Annotated in this window: 17 protein-coding genes; 9 read left to right on the forward strand and 8 right to left on the reverse strand. The window is 54.9% G+C overall.

Annotated features, from left to right (window positions below; genetic code table 11):
* Window positions 1-53 precede the first annotated feature (53 nt).
* From IFU29_RS02580 to IFU29_RS02595, 4 genes are all read left to right on the forward strand, one after another.
* Window positions 54-1,334 carry a YeaH/YhbH family protein gene (locus IFU29_RS02580; RefSeq protein ID WP_191932530.1) on the forward strand — a complete coding sequence of 427 codons (1,281 nt, stop codon included), beginning with the start codon at window positions 54-56 and terminating at the stop codon, window positions 1,332-1,334.
* A gap of 332 nt (window positions 1,335-1,666) precedes the next feature.
* Window positions 1,667-3,394: a potassium/proton antiporter gene (locus IFU29_RS02585; RefSeq protein WP_191932531.1), complete on the forward strand. Its 1,728-nt coding sequence runs from the start codon at window positions 1,667-1,669 to the stop codon at window positions 3,392-3,394.
* A gap of 432 nt (window positions 3,395-3,826) precedes the next feature.
* Entirely contained in the window at window positions 3,827-5,296 is a 1,470-nt protein-coding gene (wbaP, locus tag IFU29_RS02590; protein ID WP_191932532.1) for an undecaprenyl-phosphate galactose phosphotransferase WbaP, read from the forward strand.
* Between the two features lie 155 nt (window positions 5,297-5,451).
* Window positions 5,452-6,642, forward strand: coding sequence for a multidrug effflux MFS transporter (locus IFU29_RS02595; RefSeq protein ID WP_191932533.1), 1,191 nt, complete (start codon window positions 5,452-5,454; stop codon window positions 6,640-6,642).
* 2 nt (window positions 6,643-6,644) lie between these two features.
* On the opposite strand, the gene dadX is transcribed toward IFU29_RS02595, so the two are convergent.
* The gene (gene dadX / locus IFU29_RS02600) at window positions 6,645-7,715 is read right to left on the reverse strand and encodes a catabolic alanine racemase DadX (RefSeq protein WP_191932534.1); all 1,071 of its coding nucleotides are present in this window, start codon (window positions 7,713-7,715) and stop codon (window positions 6,645-6,647) included.
* 29 nt (window positions 7,716-7,744) lie between these two features.
* On the reverse strand, window positions 7,745-9,049 hold the full coding sequence (locus tag IFU29_RS02605) for a D-amino acid dehydrogenase (RefSeq protein ID WP_191932535.1): 1,305 nt from the start codon (window positions 9,047-9,049) through the stop codon (window positions 7,745-7,747).
* Window positions 9,050-9,559: 510 nt separating this feature from the next.
* Between IFU29_RS02605 and IFU29_RS02610 the strand changes: the two genes are divergently transcribed.
* Window positions 9,560-11,098: a SpoVR family protein gene (locus IFU29_RS02610; RefSeq protein WP_191932536.1), complete on the forward strand. Its 1,539-nt coding sequence runs from the start codon at window positions 9,560-9,562 to the stop codon at window positions 11,096-11,098.
* 99 nt (window positions 11,099-11,197) lie between these two features.
* Here the strand turns inward: IFU29_RS02610 and fadR are convergent, their stop codons facing one another.
* Window positions 11,198-11,917, reverse strand: coding sequence for a fatty acid metabolism transcriptional regulator FadR (gene fadR / locus IFU29_RS02615; protein WP_191932537.1), 720 nt, complete (start codon window positions 11,915-11,917; stop codon window positions 11,198-11,200).
* 309 nt (window positions 11,918-12,226) lie between these two features.
* Here fadR and dsbB point away from each other — a divergent pair, with 309 nt between their 5' ends.
* Window positions 12,227-12,757: a disulfide bond formation protein DsbB gene (dsbB, locus tag IFU29_RS02620; RefSeq protein WP_191932538.1), complete on the forward strand. Its 531-nt coding sequence runs from the start codon at window positions 12,227-12,229 to the stop codon at window positions 12,755-12,757.
* Window positions 12,758-12,860: 103 nt separating this feature from the next.
* On the opposite strand, the gene IFU29_RS02625 is transcribed toward dsbB, so the two are convergent.
* The 4 genes from IFU29_RS02625 to IFU29_RS02640 all read right to left on the reverse strand — a co-directional run bounded on the left by IFU29_RS02625 (window position 12,861) and on the right by IFU29_RS02640 (window position 15,536).
* A complete protein-coding gene (locus IFU29_RS02625; RefSeq protein WP_191932539.1) occupies window positions 12,861-13,310 on the reverse strand; it encodes a YcgN family cysteine cluster protein in 450 nt (149 codons plus the stop codon).
* A 76-nt stretch (window positions 13,311-13,386) separates the two neighbouring features.
* Window positions 13,387-14,046: a fumarylacetoacetate hydrolase family protein gene (locus IFU29_RS02630; protein ID WP_191932540.1), complete on the reverse strand. Its 660-nt coding sequence runs from the start codon at window positions 14,044-14,046 to the stop codon at window positions 13,387-13,389.
* Window positions 14,047-14,115: 69 nt separating this feature from the next.
* Window positions 14,116-15,168: a lytic murein transglycosylase gene (locus tag IFU29_RS02635; protein WP_191932541.1), complete on the reverse strand. Its 1,053-nt coding sequence runs from the start codon at window positions 15,166-15,168 to the stop codon at window positions 14,116-14,118.
* 92 nt (window positions 15,169-15,260) lie between these two features.
* Window positions 15,261-15,536: a YcgL domain-containing protein gene (locus IFU29_RS02640; protein ID WP_191932542.1), complete on the reverse strand. Its 276-nt coding sequence runs from the start codon at window positions 15,534-15,536 to the stop codon at window positions 15,261-15,263.
* Between the two features lie 156 nt (window positions 15,537-15,692).
* On the opposite strand from IFU29_RS02640, the gene minC reads away from it, so the two are divergent.
* The 3 genes from minC to minE are packed head-to-tail and all read left to right on the forward strand — an operon-like array spanning window position 15,693 to window position 17,519.
* Window positions 15,693-16,385 carry a septum site-determining protein MinC gene (gene minC / locus IFU29_RS02645; RefSeq protein WP_191932543.1) on the forward strand — a complete coding sequence of 231 codons (693 nt, stop codon included), beginning with the start codon at window positions 15,693-15,695 and terminating at the stop codon, window positions 16,383-16,385.
* A gap of 42 nt (window positions 16,386-16,427) precedes the next feature.
* Window positions 16,428-17,240 (forward strand): septum site-determining protein MinD, encoded by an 813-nt coding sequence (minD, locus tag IFU29_RS02650; protein ID WP_191932544.1) that lies wholly within the window; start codon window positions 16,428-16,430, stop codon window positions 17,238-17,240.
* Between the two features lie 3 nt (window positions 17,241-17,243).
* Complete coding sequence (minE, locus tag IFU29_RS02655) at window positions 17,244-17,519, forward strand: cell division topological specificity factor MinE (protein WP_191932545.1); 276 nt, start codon at window positions 17,244-17,246, stop codon at window positions 17,517-17,519.
* Between the two features lie 51 nt (window positions 17,520-17,570).
* On the opposite strand, the gene rnd is transcribed toward minE, so the two are convergent.
* The gene (gene rnd / locus IFU29_RS02660; RefSeq protein WP_191932546.1) at window positions 17,571-18,680 is read right to left on the reverse strand and encodes a ribonuclease D; all 1,110 of its coding nucleotides are present in this window, start codon (window positions 18,678-18,680) and stop codon (window positions 17,571-17,573) included.
* Window positions 18,681-18,785: the final 105 nt, after the last annotated feature.

Below are 18,785 nucleotides of genomic sequence, written 5' to 3' on the forward strand. Positions count from 1 at the left end.
TCCGGACCCGTGCAGCAAGGCTGGTCCGGACGGCAACACTGTTTGGGGGAGCTATGGCCTATTTTATCGATCGGCGTCTTAACGGTAAAAACAAAAGCGCGGTGAACCGTCAGCGCTTTTTGCGCCGCTATAAATCGCAAATCAAACAGTCGATTTCCGAGGCCATCAACAAGCGTTCGGTGACCGACGTTGAGAGCGGGGAATCCGTCTCTATTCCAGTAGAAGATATTAACGAGCCGGGATTTCATCAGGGCCGCGGCGGTGAACGCCATCGCGTACACCCGGGAAATGACCACTTTGTGCAAAATGACCGGGTGGAACGTCCTCAGGGAGGGGGTGGCGGCAGTGGAAGTGGTCAGGGAAATGCCGGCAAGGACGGTGAAGGCCAGGATGAATTTGTCTTTAACATTTCTAAAGATGAATACCTCGATCTGCTGTTTGAGGACCTTGCCCTGCCGAATCTGAAAAAAAACCAGCACCGGCAGCTGAATGAGTATAAAACCCACCGTGCGGGCTACACCGCTAACGGCGTACCGGCCAACATCAGCGTGGTGCGCTCCCTGCAGAACTCGCTGGCACGCCGCACCGCTATGACCGCAGGTAAGCGTCGTTTACTGGCCGAACTGGAAGAGACCCTGCTGCAGGTTGAAAACAGCGAACCGGCTCAACTGCTGGAAGAGGAGCGCCTCAGGCTGGAAATTGATGAACTGCGCGCCCGCATCAAGCGCGTGCCCTTCATTGATACATTTGACCTGCGCTATAAGAATTTCGAGAAGCGACCGGAGCCTTCCAGCCAGGCCGTTATGTTCTGCCTGATGGATGTATCCGGTTCGATGGACCAGGCCACTAAGGATATGGCCAAGCGCTTTTATATCCTGCTGTATCTGTTCCTCAGCCGGACTTATAAAAATGTCGATGTGGTTTACATTCGTCACCACACCCAGGCAAAGGAGGTCGACGAGCAGGAGTTTTTCTACTCGCAGGAAACTGGCGGGACGATTGTCTCCAGCGCGCTCAAACTGATGGATGAGGTAGTCAGGGAGCGCTACGACCCCACACAGTGGAACATCTATGCAGCACAGGCCTCGGATGGCGACAACTGGGCTGATGACTCCCCGCTGTGCCACGAAATCCTGGCGAAAAACATTCTGCCGGTGGTGCGTTACTACAGTTATATTGAAATCACCCGGCGCGCCCATCAGACCCTGTGGCGCGAATATGAACATTTGCAGTCCACGTTCGATAATTTTGCCATTCAGCACATACGTGAACCCGAAGACATTTATCCGGTGTTCCGCGCCCTGTTCCATAAACAGGTGGAAGAGAAATACTGACGCCGCCTCCTCAGCCGGCACCCTGTCGGCTGAGATATTTCTGCCCTGTCCTCGCATTGTTACCTTACCGACGGCTTTCACGTGGCATAATAGCCAGTAACAGGCTTTTATCGCGTTTTCATACCGTTTATTTGATGCCCAGTCGCCCATTGGCCAATTAAAGGCCATTTTCGGCGCACTGTGCGGCATTTACTTCTGCTTGTTTTGCGATATTTTATCCTGAGTTATAAATTTTTTCTGGATGCACATAGCTTGCGTTCAGATTTTGACCTTTTACTGCGGCCTGCCGCCCCGGTGAATCCGGTTTTTTTTACGTGACTGAGAGGTGCCCTTTGGAAGCCAGCGCGATTTATAGTTTGTTCATTATTGGTTCTGTGCTGGTTGCGTCGAGCATTCTCCTGAGTTCTTTTTCCTCCCGGCTGGGCATTCCGATTCTGGTGATCTTCCTCGTGCTGGGCATGCTGGCCGGCGTTGACGGCATCGGCGGGATTGCTTTTGACAACTATCCTGCCGCCTATCTGATCAGTAACCTCGCTCTGGCCGTGATCCTGCTGGATGGGGGAATGCGAACTCAGGCCAGCTCCTTTAAAGTGGCGTTAGGTCCGGCGCTGTCCCTGGCTACGGTCGGCGTGCTGATCACCGCAGGCCTGACCGGACTGGCCGCTGCCTGGCTGTTTGACCTCAATCTGATGAACGGTTTTCTGGTTGGGGCCATTATCGGCTCCACCGATGCCGCCGCCGTGTTTTCTCTGCTGGGCGGCAAGGGGCTGAACGAACGCGTCAGCGCCACACTGGAAATTGAGTCCGGCAGCAACGACCCGATGGCCGTTTTCCTGACTATCACCCTGATCGAAATGATCCAGAACGGCGAGAGTGGCTTAAGCTGGATGTTTGTCGTGCACCTGGTACAGCAGTTTGGCCTGGGCATCGTGCTCGGTCTGGGCGGCGGCTGGGCCTTATTGCAGCTGATTAACCGCGTTTCACTGGCCAGCGGCCTCTACCCACTGCTCGCGGTCAGCGGCGGCATTCTGGTGTTTGCCCTGACCACCGTCCTGGAAGGCAGCGGTATCCTGGCCGTTTATCTGTGTGGCTATGTGCTGGGCAACCGGCCGATCCGCAACCGGCATGGCATTCTGCAAACCTTCGACGGTATGGCCTGGCTGAGTCAGATTGGCATGTTCCTGGTTCTTGGTCTGCTGGTTAATCCGACGGACCTGTGGCATATCGCTATCCCTGCCACCCTGCTGTCGCTCTGCCTGATTCTGGTTGCCCGTCCGCTGTCGGTGATGATCGGACTGTTGCCGTTTCGCGGCTTCAACATTCGCGAACGGGTGTTTATCAGCTGGGTCGGACTTCGCGGCGCGGTGCCGATCATTCTCGCCGTCTTCCCGATGATGGCGGGGCTGCCCCATGCCTCGCTGTTCTTCAATATTGCCTTCTTTGTGGTGCTGGTATCGTTGATGGTTCAGGGAACATCACTGGGCTGGGCAGCGCGCAAGGCGCGCGTGGTGGTGCCGCCGATGGCTTCCCCCATCTCCCGCGTGGGTCTGGATATTCACCCGGAAAACCCGTGGGAGCAGTTTGTTTATCAGCTCAGCGCGGACAAGTGGTGTGTGGGTGCCGCGCTGCGCGACCTGGTGATGCCACGGGAAACACGCATTGCTGCCCTTTTCCGTGACAATCTGCTGCTGCACCCGACGGGTAGCACACGCCTGAGAGAGAATGACGTGCTGTGCGTCATCGGCCGCGAACGGGATCTTCCGGCACTGGGTAAGCTGTTCAGCCAGTCACCGCCGGTTTCGCTCGATCAGCGCTTCTTTGGTGACTTTATTTTGCAGGCCGATGCCCGCCTGCACGATGTCTCAGAGATTTACGGTATTGAGCTGGATGACGATGCCGACACGCATCAGACGCTGGGCCAACTGGTGCTGGGCCTGATTGGCGGAGCACCGGTGGTGGGTGATCAGGTGGAATGGAAAAACATGATCTGGACGGTAGCAGAAAAAGAAGCCAATGAAATTGTGAAGATTGGCGTCAAGGTTCAGGAAGAGAAAGAATAACCTCCTCCGCGCCTCTGCCCGCTGGCAGAGGCACTCTGCCTTCTGACAAAATTGGAATACAGAATTGTTATCTGTGAGGCGTTCAGATTCATCAAATCGCCTTTATTCATTTATCCCACTGTCATCATTTTTAATTATTACAGCCCGCTTCACTCTCCCCTTAAGATTAATCCGCTGTTTGATTTTTCACCTGCTTTTAGGATTATCCCGTATTAACTAACACAATTAACTCCTGCATACTTCATTCTTCATTATGTGACGGAATTGCGTGGTCACCCTCTTTAAACCACCGCTCCGCTGCCCTGAACACCGTAACAATAATGGCCACACAACGTCAGTCTGATAAACCCAAAGGGGTTAATGTAGAGACGCCTGCACGCGGGCTGGATCCTCGTCAGGTCATTGATTTCTCATTAAAAGAGAGCAGGCATTATGGCAAGTACTCTGGTACTCAACGACAGTCGCCGTACGTTTAGCGGCACACGTAAGAATGTTATTGCGAAAGTTGCGTTAAGTTTTTCAGATTTACTCTCTATCAATCTGGCCCTGTTTTTATCCGCTGCCACATTGCAGGGTATTTGGGGTAACCTGGATATTTTTATCCCACCGCAGGAAGTAGAAGTCCGTTTTATTGCACAATCCGTAATGTCAGTATTATGTACCGCCTGGTTCTGGATGCGGCTGCGTCACTATACTTATCGCAAACCCTTCTGGTTTGAATTAAAAGAAATTATTAAAACGCTGGTGATTTTCTCACTGTTAGACCTGGCACTGATTGCGTTTTCCAAATGGGATTTTTCCCGCATGCTGTGGAGCTTCACCTGGCTGTATGCCTTAATTCTGGTGCCTCTCCTGCGCTCCTGCGTAAAGAATGCCATCCTGAAAGCCGGCCAGTGGCAGAAACACACGATTATCATCGGTTCCGGTAAAAATGCCCGTGAAGCCTATGCGGCGCTGCAAAGTGAAGAGCTGCTGGGTTACGACGTTAAAGCGTTTGTCGCCGCTTCCGGGGAGAAGGATGGCGCGGAGTCGTTCAACGGTATTCCGGTGATCACCCATAAGGATATCGTCTGGGACAGCGTCGACCTGGATAACACCCAGTTTATCGTTGCAATGGAGAACGACCAGCGCGCCAGTCGCGATAAATGGCTGAAGCTACTGTCGAAGAAGAAGTGTCGTTCTGTCTCCGTGGTGCCCACCCTGCGAGGGGTTCCCCTGTACGGCACTGACATGTCCTTTATCTTCAGTCATGAAGTAATGCTGCTACGCGTCAGCAATAACCTGGCGAAACGTTCATCCCGCTTCCTCAAGCGTACCTTTGATGTGGTCGTCGCGTCGCTGCTGCTGCTGTTTCTGGCCCCGGCCTTTGGCCTGATCTGCTGGCTGGTCAGCCGTGATGGCGGCAGCCCGATTTACGGCCATGAACGTGTCGGCCAGGACGGTAAAAAGTTTAAATGCCTTAAATTCCGCTCAATGGTGATGAACTCTAAAGAAGTGCTGGAAACACTGCTGGCCACCAGCGAAGAGGCGCGGACCGAATGGGATAAGGACTTCAAACTGAAGAACGATCCCCGGGTGACGAAGATTGGTTCATTTATGCGCAAGACCAGCCTAGACGAACTGCCACAGCTATGGAATGTGATCCGCGGAGAAATGAGTCTGGTGGGGCCGCGTCCGGTAATCGAAGCCGAGCTGGAACGTTACGCCGGTGATGTTGATTACTATCTGATGGCCAAACCGGGCATGACCGGCCTGTGGCAGGTCAGCGGCCGCAACGATATCGATTATGATACCCGCGTGTACTTCGATTCCTGGTACGTCAAAAACTGGGCGCTGTGGACGGATATTGCCATTCTGTTTAAAACCGCCGGGGTGGTACTGCGCCGCGACGGTGCGTATTAACCGGCCCGCTCTGTATCTCTGACTGTCATCGTCATTGCCACCGTGGCAATGACGATTGACACTCTCCCTCCCCGCGTTGATCACTTTCCCCTTTTCTTTTCTGTCGGTTATCTTTACCCTGTCGGGCTTGCTTTACTCTGGACGCCTCACCTGCCATGCAAAAATTTACGCTACTGTTACTGAGCCTGGTGCTGCTTGCGCCACTGGGCATCGATCTCTATCTGCCCACGCTGCCCGATATCGCTGTCGGTCTGAACACGCCGGTTTCTGCTATCCAGACCACCATCCCGCTGTTTTTACTGGTGATGGGCCTGGGTCAGATTATTGCCGGTCCGCTGGTTGATAATCTTGGCCGTAAACCTGTCGCGCTGACCGGCCTGTTACTGTATGTCGCGGGCAGCGTACTGGCGGCAACGGCCAGTGGCTGGCCTCAGTTCCTCAGCGCCCGCGTTATTCAGGGTTGTGCCGTATGCTGTACCGCCGTAGTGGCATTCAGCGGCGTGCGCGACCGCCTGAATGGCGACGAGGCGGCACGCGCCTACGGTTTCTTAAACGGTGCCCTGAATATCGTTCCGGCGCTCGCCCCTTTACTTGGTGGAGTGCTGGCCGGTGCGTTCGGCTGGCGGGCGAACTTCTGGTTCCTGACGGGCTATGCGCTGTTTATCACCCTGCTGGTGATCGTTTTCCTGCCGGAAACCCGTCCTGCCGATACGCAGAAGGTAAAAAGCCTGCCGGTACGGCAATACTGGCAGATCCTGCGTCAGCCGCGTTTCCTTGCCTTCGCCTTTGCTAACGCCGGGGCGCTGGGTATGGTACTGACCTATGTCTCGCTGGCCCCGCAGGTGCTGATGACCGAAGGAAAACTCAGCGCGCTCCAGTTCTCCATTGCCTTCGGGGCCAACGGATTCTGGATCATGCTGGTGAGTGTGCTGGTGAATAAGATGATCCGCAAGCTCGGCCGTCCTGTCTGTCTGGCCACAGGCGCACTGGCGATGACGCTGGGCGCGGTATCACTGATGGCAGGGGTAGTGCTGTTCCCTGTCGCCGCACAGACGCACTGGGCGCTGTATATGCTGCCGGTGGCCATCTCCGTTGCCGGGCTGGCTTTCACCGTGGGACCCGCGACCAGCTACGCGCTGGAACCTTATCAGCAGCAGGCGGGGGTGGCCTCGGCGCTGGCTGGTTTCATTCAGATGGCGGGCGGTTCGGCCGCCGGTCTGCTGGTGATGGCGCTGCCCATTGCAGAAAAATCTGCCCTGGCTCTGATGATGGTGGCCGGAGCCCTGCTGGCACTGACCGCGTGGCGGATGAGCAAAAAAGTGCGCGGTACGCTGACCGCGCTCTGAGTTCAGTCAACAATCACCGGCACTCTGGGGGCGAGCGCGCACATCAGCTCATATCCCACGGTGCCGGATGCCGCAGCCACTTCATCAATCTTCACGTTATTCCCCCACAGCTCCACCTGACTGCCGATGCCAGACTGCGGGCACGGGGTTAAATCGACGGTGATCATATCCATCGAAACGGCGCCCACTACCTGTGTGCGCACCCCATCCACCATCACCGGCGTACCGGTGGGAGCATGGCGCGGATAGCCGTCTGCATAGCCACAGGCCACCACACCGATACGCTGCTCGCCCGTTGCACGGTAGCGGCTGCCGTAGCCGACTCCGCTACCGGCCGTCAGCTGCTGAATGCCGATGATGTCGGAAGTCAGCGTCATCACCGGCTGCAGACCGCTGCTGGCAATGTCCTGCCACTGGCCGCTCGGAGAGGCACCATACAGAATAATCCCCGGACGCACCCAGTCATGGTGCGTTTGCGGATGCCACAGCGTGGCGGCCGAGTTCGCCAGCGAACGTGGGCAGTTCAGACCTTCGGCGGCCTCGTCAATGCGTCTGAGCGGTTCGGCAATGCCTTCCGCTGTTTCTGCTTCGGCAAAATGGGCCATCAGCGTTATCTCACCGACGTTACCGAGCGAACGCAGCTTCTGCCAGGCGTTATGTACCTGTCCGGGCTGAAAGCCCAGCCGGTTCATTCCGCTATTCATTTTCAGGTAGATATCCACCGGGGCAGAGAGGGACGCTTTCGCCAGGGCCTGGATCTGCCAGTTACTGTGTACGCTTGTGGTCAGCCGGTAGCGATCGACGATCGCCAGGTCCTCAGGATGGAAGAATCCCTCCAGCAGAAGGATCGGTTTTTTCCAGCCGCACTCGCGCAGCAGGATCGCCTCTTCAAGATTTAACAGGGCGAAACCGTCGGTATCCGCCAGGCTCTGCCAGACACGTTCAATACCGTGTCCGTAAGCGTTGGCTTTGACCACTGACCACAGGCGTGAGCCGCCAGCAGCCTGGCGCGCTACTGCCAGATTTTGCCGCAACGCGGCGCGGTTAATCGTTGCGACAATCGGACGAGCCATACCCTCTCCTTGTAAAACAATACGATGCGTTAACGAACGTTGGCGCTGTGCAGCGTCGTGCGGGCCGGTGCCGGAATAAAACCGGGCAGGTAGCGCATAACGGACAGATCGTCAGCAGAAATCGCCGGTGTCACGCCGGAAATAAGATCCGCCAGGAGCTGTCCAGAACCACAGGCCATCGTCCAGCCAAGAGTACCATGACCGGTATTAAGGAACAGGTTTTTCAAAGGGGTACGACCTACAACAGGCGTTCCATCCGGTGTCATCGGGCGTAAACCGCTCCAGAACGTTGCCTGTTCAATATTGCCCCCCTGGGGGAAGAGATCGCCGACTACCATCTCCAGCGTGCGGCGGCGCGCAGGTAACAGACGGGTGTTAAACCCGACGATTTCGGCCATCCCCCCAACACGGATACGGTCATCAAATCGGGTAATGGCCACTTTGTAGGTTTCGTCCAGCACGGTAGAGATCGGGGCAGCCCCGGCATCCGTTATCGGTATTGTCAGGGAATACCCTTTTAGCGGGTAAACCGGCACGTTAACAATGCCGTCCAGCAGCGCCGTCGAAAATGAACCAAAGGCCACAACGTAGGCGTCGGCGGTGATCCGTTCACTGCCGCATCTGACGCCGGTGATACGATTCCCTTCCTGTTCCAGAGCATCCACTGCAGTGTTGTAACGGAAAGTTACCCCCGCCTCCGCAGCCATGGCTGCCAGGCGCTGGGTAAAGAGCTGACAGTCTCCCGTTTCGTCATTAGGCAAACGCAGCCCGCCGGTCAGCTTATGCTGAGTGGCCGCCAGCGCCGGTTCTGCCTGACGAAGCTGGGCAGCTTCCAGTAGTTCATAGGGCACACCCGCCTCTTTCAATACGGCGATATCTTTTGCCGCGCTCTCATACTGCTGGGCCGTGCGGAACAGTTGCAGCGTGCCGCCCTGTCGCCCCTCATAGGCGATACCGGTTTCCTGGCGCAGTGCTTTCAGGCAGTCGCGACTATACTCCGCAATGCGCACCATCCGGCTCTTATTCTGCTGGTAATGACGCATGTCGCAGTTGCGCAGCATCTGCCACATCCAGGCCAGCTGGAAACGGCTGCCGTCCAGGCGGATGGCAAGAGGTGCATGGCGCTGGAACATCCATTTAACGGCTTTCAGCGGCACGCCAGGGGCCGCCCACGGAGCGGCATAGCCCGGCGAGATTTGACCGGCATTAGCCGCGCTGGTTTCCAGCGCGGCGGCTGGCTGACGATCGATAACCGTCACCTCATGCCCGGCCTGGGCCAGATACCAGGCGCTGGCCACGCCGACGACGCCACTGCCCAAAATGACAACTCGCATACCTACCCCCACAAACAAAAATAATAGCATTATGCACTGGATTATCGCCCACATGACGGAGGAAAACACCAGTGATAACATTCACATTGCGCTGGCATATTTCACATCTTTTTTACCCTGCAGGTAAATAAAAACAACATTGAGCGCCAAATTCAGTAGCATAATCTGCCTTATTGCTTTTTAAAGCAGATAATAAACAGTAAATAGCATAAATGCGCTAATGCCAGAACATTCCCACCGTGCCATAACATAAGGTTATAAACAGAATTTTATTCCACAAAAGAGTGTTGAAAATGGATTTACCATCACGTAAAAATCTTTTTTTAAACAAGGATGGATTTTGTATCGTAGATTTCAATTGTTTTAACGGGAGGGATAAGAGACAGTGAACTATCATTGAGATATTGGCTTTAATTCCAGGCTTCTCCGCGCCATCCGGGTGCGGACAGGTCGACATGAAAACGGAGATTCTGCCGCAGGATAATCCGGTTTTATAAAAAGGAGTGCGCTATGACCACGATCTTTGACGTTCCGGTTAAGGACAGCAAACGACTCGATGATGGACCAGACTGGACCTTCGATCTGCTTGATGTATACCTCAGGGAGATTGACCGCGTCGCGAAATCCTACCGGCTGGATACTTATCCCCATCAGATCGAGGTGATCACCTCGGAACAGATGATGGACGCATACTCCAGCGTGGGGATGCCCATCAACTATGCGCACTGGTCGTTCGGTAAGAAATTTATCGAAACCGAACAGCGTTACAAGCATGGTCAGCAGGGCCTGGCCTACGAAATCGTCATTAACTCCAACCCCTGTATCGCCTATCTGATGGAAGAGAACACCATGACGATGCAGGCGCTGGTCATGGCCCACGCCTGCTACGGGCACAACTCCTTTTTCAAGAATAACTATCTCTTTCGCAGCTGGACGGATGCCAGCTCAATCGTTGATTACCTGATCTTTGCGCGTAATTACATTACCGAGTGTGAAGAACGGTATGGCGTGGAAAACGTTGAGCGCCTGCTGGACTCCTGCCACGCTTTAATGAACTACGGCGTAGACCGCTATAAACGTCCGCAGAAAATTTCCCTGCAGGAGGAGAAAGCCCGGCAGAAGAGCCGCGAAGAGTACCTGCAAAGCCAGGTCAATATGTTGTGGCGCACTCTGCCGCGCCGTGAGCGTGAGGAAACCCCTTTTTCCAGCACTCGCTATCCTGCCGAACCACAGGAAAACCTGCTCTATTTCATGGAAAAGAATGCCCCGCTGCTGGAGCCGTGGCAGCGTGAATGCCTGCGCATTGTCAGAAAGGTTAGCCAGTATTTTTATCCGCAAAAACAAACCCAGGTAATGAATGAAGGCTGGGCGACCTTCTGGCACTACACCATCCTGAATCATCTGTATGACGAAGGAAAAGTGTCAGAGCGCTTTATGCTGGAGTTCCTGCACAGCCACACCAACGTGGTATTCCAGCCGCCCTACAACAGCCAGTGGTACAACGGTATCAACCCGTATGCGCTCGGCTTTGCGATGTTCCAGGATATTAAGCGTATCTGCGAAGCGCCGACGGAAGAAGACCGCCACTGGTTCCCGGATATTGCCGGTTCAGACTGGCTGGATACGCTGCACTTTGCCATGAAGGAGTTTAAGGATGAGAGCTTTATCAGTCAGTTCCTGTCGCCCAAGGTGATGCGGGACTTCCGCCTGTTTACCGTGCTGGATGATGACCGGAATAACTTCCTGGAGATTGCGGCGATCCATGATGAGGCGGGATACCGGGCGATTCGCCAGCAGCTTTCCGCCCAGTACAACCTGAGCAATCTGGAACCCAATATTCAGGTCTATGACGTCGATCTGCGCGGTGACCGCTCCCTGACCCTTCGTTACGTGCCGCATAACCGTGCGCCGCTGGACAAAAGCCGTCGTGAGGTGCTGAAACACGTGCACCGCCTGTGGGGCTTCGACATCAATCTGGAACAGCAGAATGATGATGGCACCGTCGAACTTCTTGATCGCTGCCCTCCCCGTCCCGGAGGCACGCTCTGACACCACCCGGCAGTGACCGGCCCGGCAGCCGGTCTGCCGCCTGACAAAAAAAGGGCTGACCGCAGTAGCGGTCAGCCCTTTTTACATTGCTGGCGTCGGTTAACGGCGCGGGGGGGGTAAATCGGTCGGCATGCTGGTTTGCATGGCGTGCCAGATTTCACCGCTGCGGCGACCGTAGTCACGCACACTATCCACGATTTGATCGTACTGCTGGGTCTGCAGAATGGTGAGGAGCTGCTGATAAAAAGCCTGGGCCAGACGCCGCGCCTCAGGGTTAGAGAAGTAGTGACGCCCCACGCGGGTATATAACCCTTTCAGGCCGTTGATGATCAGGCCATAAATCGGGTTGCCGGAGGCAAATGCCAGTCCGCGGAAAATGCTGTAATCGAGGTTGGTATAGGCCTCAGCCTGATCTTCAACGTGATTGGCGGTTTCCAGCACTTCACGCGCTTTATCCGGGTAGGTGCGTATAGCACGACGGATAAAGATTGAAGAAATATTGGTCCGTACGGAGAGCAGGTTGTCCACCAGCTGCGGCACGCTGTCGTGATCAAGACGGGCCAGAGTTTCAAGAATGCTCAGTCCGGACGTTTCCCAGAAGTTATTGACCCGGGTGGGTTTGCCGTGCTGGATTGTCAGCCAGCCGTCGCGTGCCAGTCGCTGCAGGACTTCACGTAATGTTGTACGGGTCACGCCGATCAGTTCAGACAGTTCACGTTCAGCGGGCAGTATTGACCCAGGGGGGAAGCGGCTGTTCCAGATACTTTCAATAATGTACTCTTCAGCGAAACCCGCCGGGCTCTGCGCCTTAATGACCATAGCGTTCTTTTTCCGTTGCGTTTATTTCTTCAATATTCAGCTCATCATACCAGACGCACCAGGCATCACCTAGCTCACCCGGGGAGGAAAAAGCGATCGTCTGCAAAAAACTGACTTTCTCTGTTGCCCGTCAGACGGGGTGTTCAGCCACGCTTTGTCAGGTATCTGACCCAGGCAGGAAAAAGGATATTTATTCCCGGCAGAATTAATTTAAGTCATTTTCCTGCTTAAATTTTTCTCCCGGCTGGCTGGATTGCAGCGGCTTTTCGTTTACACTGCCGTACAAATGTATTCCAGACGGACAGACGAATGTTGAGATACCTGAATAGCTGCTCTCGCGGTCGTGGTGCGTGGCTGCTGATGGCCCTGACTGCTTTTGCGCTTGAGATGACCGCACTCTACTTTCAGCATGTCATGATGCTGAAACCCTGTGTAATGTGTATTTATGAACGTTGTGCCCTGTTTGGCATTATGGGCGCAGGCCTTGTCGGTGCCATCGCCCCCAAAACACCGCTGCGCTGGGTGGCGATCCTGATATGGTTGTACAGTGCCTGGGAAGGCGTAAGGCTGGCGTGGGAACACACTATGATCCAGCTGCACCCTTCTCCGTTTGCCACCTGCGATTTTGCGGCCCGCTTCCCAACCTGGCTTCCGCTGGATAAGTGGCTGCCTTCGGTCTTCGTTGCCAGCGGTGACTGTGCTGAGAAGTCCTGGTCCTTCCTGACGCTAGGCATGCCGCAGTGGCTGGCAGGTATCTTTGCCGTGTATCTGGCTATCGCCGTACTGGTGCTGATCAGTCAGCCTTTCCGGCCGAAACGACGCGATCTGTTCTCGCGTTAATCCCGGCGGGCGGGCTACGGCCCGCCTGTACTGCTCTTTTCTCGCGGGCATAAAAAAAGCCCCGCCTCAGCGGAGCTTTCCCATCCTGTTCCCACCTGCGTGATTATTTACCGTACCAGCGCGGACGGTTAATAATGTGCTCTTCCCAGTCAACCACTTCGCTTTCATGCACGGCAATATGGCGTACCGAGATCCGCGCGGCATGCATGGCAGCACGCGAACCGCTGCGCAGAGGATGCCAGGGCGGCAGCGTTTTGCCTTCGGCCAGTACGCGATAGGCGCAGCTCGGCGGCAGCCACTGGAAGGTCGGCAGATTATCGCGGGTCAGCTTAATGCAATCCTCTTCCAGCTCGAAGCGGGTGTCGTAATTGCGGCACTGACAGGTTTTAATGTTCAGCTGGTTGCAGGCGACGTTGGTGAAATAGATTTCATCGGTGTCGGCGTCCTGCAGTTTATTCAGGCAGCACTGGCCACAGCCATCACATAAGGACTCCCATTCCTCGTCGCTCATTTGTTCCAGCGTTTTCCGCTGCCAGAAAGGGGTATCAGTCATGTTGGGTGTCCGGTAAAAGTAAAAAGCCCCGCCCTTATAGAGGGTTTGGGCTTCAGTTGCAAGTTTTCAGCCGACTTTACAGTACCCGGGTAGCCACACCGTGACCGCCCAGCGAGACTTCGAGACGATCGCCTGAGGCCATTGGCCCCACGCCCGCTGGCGTGCCGGTAAGGATCACATCACCCGCGCGCAGCGTGAAGAACTGACTCATATAGGCAATCAGCGGCAGGATTTTATGGATCATATCTGCCGTTGATCCCTGCTGACGAATTTCGCCATTGACCATCAGTTTCAGCTCTACATTCTGAGGGTCGTGGGTAAATTCACTGACCGGGATAAACCCTGACAGCGGACAGGAATTATCAAAGGCTTTGGCTTTTTCCCAGGGCTGTCCGGCTTTTTTACAGCCCGCCTGAATGTCGCGCAGGGTTAAGTCCAGCGCCACGCCATAGCCGGCAATCGCCTGCGCCACATGCTGCTCCGTGGCCTGCTTCAGCGTAGAGCCAATCAGAACGGCCAGTTCGATCTCGTGATGCACGGCACCCAAATGCTGGGGGATCGCGAGCGGCTGGCGGATATCACAGATAGCGCTTTCAGGCTTGATAAATAATACCGGCTCCGTCGGGGTGGCACTGCCCATTTCCTTAATGTGTTGGGCGTAGTTGCTGCCCACACACACCACTTTGCTTACCGGAAAATCTAACAGTGCGCCCTGCCAGTTATGATGCTGATACATGCTTTTACCTCTGATGAGTGAGCGTGGCTGCGTCGGCATCATGCCGTCTCAGCGCGGCTGGTTGTCATGTTACTGCGCGGCAATGGCATCGGCCATCATGCCAATACTGATAGCGAAATAGTACGAGCGATTCCAGTTCATCAGCGTACGGAAATTGTCATAAACCATGAACGAACGCCCGCCGCCATCCTGGGGGGTGATAATCCAGGCCCGCTGGCCCGGCGCGCTATTCTTTGCCGGATCGATCACTTGAACGCCAGCCTGCTGCCACTGGGCCGGTGTTTTCGCCTGGGCCGTTTTCAGTCCGGCCTGCTGCACATCGAACCCTGCGGGCAGCGTAACCTCCGTCCCCCAGCCCTGCCCGGCGCGCCAGCCTTCACGTTGCAGATAGTTAGCAATGGAGGCAAACACGTCATCCAGATTATTCCAGATATCAATTTTGCCGTCGCCGTCGCCATCTTTGCCGTAGTTCAGGAAGGAGCTGGGCATAAACTGGCTTTGCCCCATCGCACCGGCCCAGGATCCTTTCAGATCGGCTGCAGTCATCTGCTGGCGTTGAATAATACGCACGGCAGCCATCAGCTCTTTGGTGAAGAAGGCTTCACGTCGCCCTTCAAACGCCAGCGTGGCCAGCGCCGATACCACCTCTTCCTTACCCTGTATCTTGCCGAAATGGCTCTCCAGCGCCCACAGAGCAACAATATAGTCTGACTGTACCCCTGAGGCCGCCGCTATTGGCTGCAGTGCGTTCTGATACTGCTGGCGGTATTCCCGCCCCTGGGCAATTTTTTCCGGGGTTATTACCCGGGTCAGATAGTCATCCAGCGTCACCTTATTCTCTAGCTGACCCCGGTCAGATTTGATCACCCGGTCAACAAAGTGAACCCCGTTAAACGCCGTATCGATGGTCGCCTGATCGAAGCCCTGCTGGCGGGCCTGCTCTTTGAGCTGCAATACATAGGCAGGGAACTGCGCGGGATCGCGCCCCTGCGCTGCCAGCGTGCTGTCGGTGGAACCGGCACTGCTGGTGCTGGCGGGTGGGTTAAGGAAGCTGGCGTCACTGACGCTGCTGCCGGTCAGTACAAGAGAAACAACGAGGGCTTTAAGGGCTAACGGCTTCATGCGGGCATCCTTTTTATCGCTATCTCTACCGTAATGTTTAAATATCAGGACGCATCCTGTCCGGCAGAGATATATTTGCAGATGATTCCGAATTAATCTTTTTTTACATCGTTAAGATGCATCTTAAGCAGACTTTCCAGTGGGGGCGGAAGTTGTAAATAAAAACCGTCTTCGCGCAGTGCGGTTTTCACTTTCTCAATATCTGCCCCTACCAGCTTCTTGCTCCCGTCCAGTGGCAACACCATGGCAAGCTTAGGTTTACCAAAGCCCTTAAGCAACGCCTCCGGGACGCGAGAAAAATCGTCTTTTTTTTCAACGTAAAGATAAGTCTGGTCGCGCTGGGGACTTCTGTAGATCACACAAAACATATTTTTTACTCGAATTAACAGGGATGGTCACTTGCCTGAATATTACAGTAACTATAACATGCTTGCAGAACTTCGGAATATTGCCTGCCTTGATTAAGCACCTGAAAGTGGTGCTGATTTAGCCGGGACAGGAAATAACAGGACTGAGCGGGACAGATGTCACAATCGCCAATCGAGTTAAAGGGCAGCAGTTTCACGCTGTCGGTCGTTCATTTGCATCACACCGATCCTGAAATCGTGCGTAAAGCCATTGAGGAAAAGGTCAGTCAGGCCCCGGCGTTTCTGAAAAATGCCCCGGTGGTGATCAATGTTTCTTCGTTAACCAGCGATGTTAACTGGCGCCAGATGCAGCAGGCGATAGTCTCAGCGGGTTTGCACATTGTTGGCATCAGCGGCTGCAAAGATGAGCAGTTAAAGCGGATGATCTCGCGCTCCGGCCTGCCCGTATTAAGCGAAGGCAAAGAACAAAAGCGCAGCGCCGAGGCTAAGCCGGTGGCTATTCCGTTTGAACAGCCCGCCACCAAGACCCGGCTTATCGCTTCCCCGGTCCGTTCCGGACAGCAAATTTATGCAAAAAACTGCGATCTGATTGTCACCAGCAGCGTCAGCGCCGGTGCCGAACTGATTGCAGACGGTAATATCCACATTTATGGCATGATGCGCGGTCGCGCTCTGGCGGGTGCCTCTGGCGATAAAAACTGCCAGATATTTTGCACCAGTTTATCTGCAGAGCTGGTCTCTATTGCCGGGAACTACTGGCTGATGGATCAGATCCCTGCTGAATTTTTTGGAAAAGCGTCGCGTCTTTGCCTCAAAGACGGCGCATTGACTATACAAACACTGAACTGAGCCAGGCTCTCGAGCCCTTTCTTTTCTTAAGGAAATTATTATATGGCACGCATTATTGTTGTTACATCGGGTAAGGGAGGCGTTGGGAAAACCACGTCCAGCGCGGCCATCGCTACCGGCTTAGCGCAGAAAGGTAAAAAAACCGTCGTTATCGACTTCGATATCGGCCTGCGTAATCTTGACCTGATCATGGGCTGTGAGCGCCGCGTAGTGTATGACTTTGTGAACGTTATTCAGGGTGATGCCACGCTGAATCAGGCGTTGATTAAAGATAAGCGTACGGAAAATCTGTTTATTCTTCCCGCTTCCCAGACGCGTGATAAAGATGCGCTGACCCGTGACGGCGTTGAAAAAGTGCTGGATGACCTGGCGACCATGGATTTTGAGTTCATCGTCTGTGATTCCCCGGCCGGGATCGAAACCGGCGCGCTGATGGCTCTGTACTTTGCCGATGAAGCGATCATCACCACTAACCCGGAAGTCTCCTCCGTGCGTGACTCCGACCGTATCCTTGGCATTCTCTCTTCCAAGTCGCGCCGCGCGGAACGAGGCCAGGATGCGATTAAAGAGCACCTGCTGCTGACCCGCTACAATCCAGGTCGCGTTAACCGTGGTGACATGTTAAGCATGGAGGACGTACTGGAAATTCTGCGTATCCCTCTGGCAGGCGTGATCCCGGAAGACCAGTCAGTATTACGTGCCTCGAACCAGGGTGAGCCTGTGATCCTGGATGCCGAATCTGACGCAGGTAAAGCCTATGCTGATACCGTTGATCGTCTGCTCGGTGAAGAACGCCCCTTCCGCTTCATTGAAGAAGAGAAGAAGGGTTTCCTGAAACGCCTGTTTGGGGGATAAACCATGGCCTTACTCGATTTCTTTTTATCCCGAAAAAAGAGCACAGCCAATATTGCCAAGGAACGGCTACAGATTATCGTGGCGGAACGCAGGAGGGGCGATAACGAGCCCCACTATCTGCCGCAGCTGAAAAGGGACATTCTGGAAGTGATCTGTAAGTACGTGAAAATTGATCCGGAGATGCTGAGCGTTAAGCTGGATCAAAAAGATGACGATATTTCTATTCTCGAACTGAACGTGACGTTACCGGAAACGGAAACGGAAGAAACACCGAAATGATCTTCTCCTGCTCATGATTTTCCCCTGCTAATGCAGGGGAAAATTGCAGGCTTATTCCGCCTCCAGGACGGCAGCGATGCCCTCTTCCAGCAGCGCCCCACGCCAGCCATCTATCAGCTCCGGTTTACCCGCCTGTGGTTTCAGCTTCCAGTGCCAGTTCAGCAACTGATTTATCTGACGACGTGAAGCCAGCAGTTCCTGGCTGACGCCGTGCTTTTCTGCGGTTTCCGCCACCAGCGCCTTCAGGCTTTTAAATACCTGTTTATAGTGTGGGTAGTCGATCAGATTCGGTACCGGCTCTGGTAGCCGACCCTCATCCAGCGCGCTGGCTTCAGCCACCATCGCTACCAGCGCTTTGCCATGAAAACGGATCTCCTGCCCCGGCAGGCCAAGATGGTCAAGTTCGCCCAGAGAGCCCGGCATGTAGCGCGCCACCTTCCACAGATTTTCCTCACGCACGACAAAGTTTACCGCCATGTCTTTTTCACGGGCCAGCGTCAGGCGCCAGGCCGCCAGCAGGCGCAGTGCAGCAAGCTGACGGGGGCGTAGCTGCCAGGCATTGGTGATATCGCGGTACGCCTCCTGCGGGTCTGTCACCGCGGTGCGACGCTGGCAGAGCAGCCGGCACTCATCAAGGGCAGCGGCCATCTGCCCCGCCGCTTCCGTTTCCGCCACCAGCTTTTCTGCCACTGGCAGCAAATAGAACACATCCGCGGCGGCGTAGTCACACTGTTTTTCTGTTAACGGACGCGCCAGCCAGTCAGTGCGTGACTCGCTCTTATCCAGCGCAATACCGGTGAAGGACTCGACGATAGTGGCAAAACCACAGGACAGCGGACGCCCACTGAATGCCGCCAGAATTTGCGTATCTATCATCGGCTGCGGCAGTACGCCAAACTCGTGCTGGAACACTTCCAGGTCTTCACTTCCTGCATGGAGATACTTGACGACCTGCTGATCCAGCAGAAGGTCGCGAAATGGCGTCCAGTCGGTGATTGGCAGCGGATCAATCAGGGAGATGGTTTCACCGTCAAACAGCTGGATGAGGCCCAGACGAGGGTAATAGGTGCGGGTACGAACAAATTCAGTGTCCAGCGCCAGAGCGGCAACCTGACGGGCACGCTGGCAAACTTCGGCCAGCGCTTCATTAGTGGTGATCATGATGTAATTCAAAATAGCGTTCTCTCGCCGCGGGCAGGCAGGCCAGCGGTCAGTGGTCGGTGCGCAATAAAAATGCCGGGTAGCCCGGCATAATTCGTTATCAGC

It is taken from the genome of Erwinia persicina (assembly GCF_014838825.1).
GTDB classification, from domain to species: domain Bacteria; phylum Pseudomonadota; class Gammaproteobacteria; order Enterobacterales; family Enterobacteriaceae; genus Erwinia; species Erwinia persicina_A.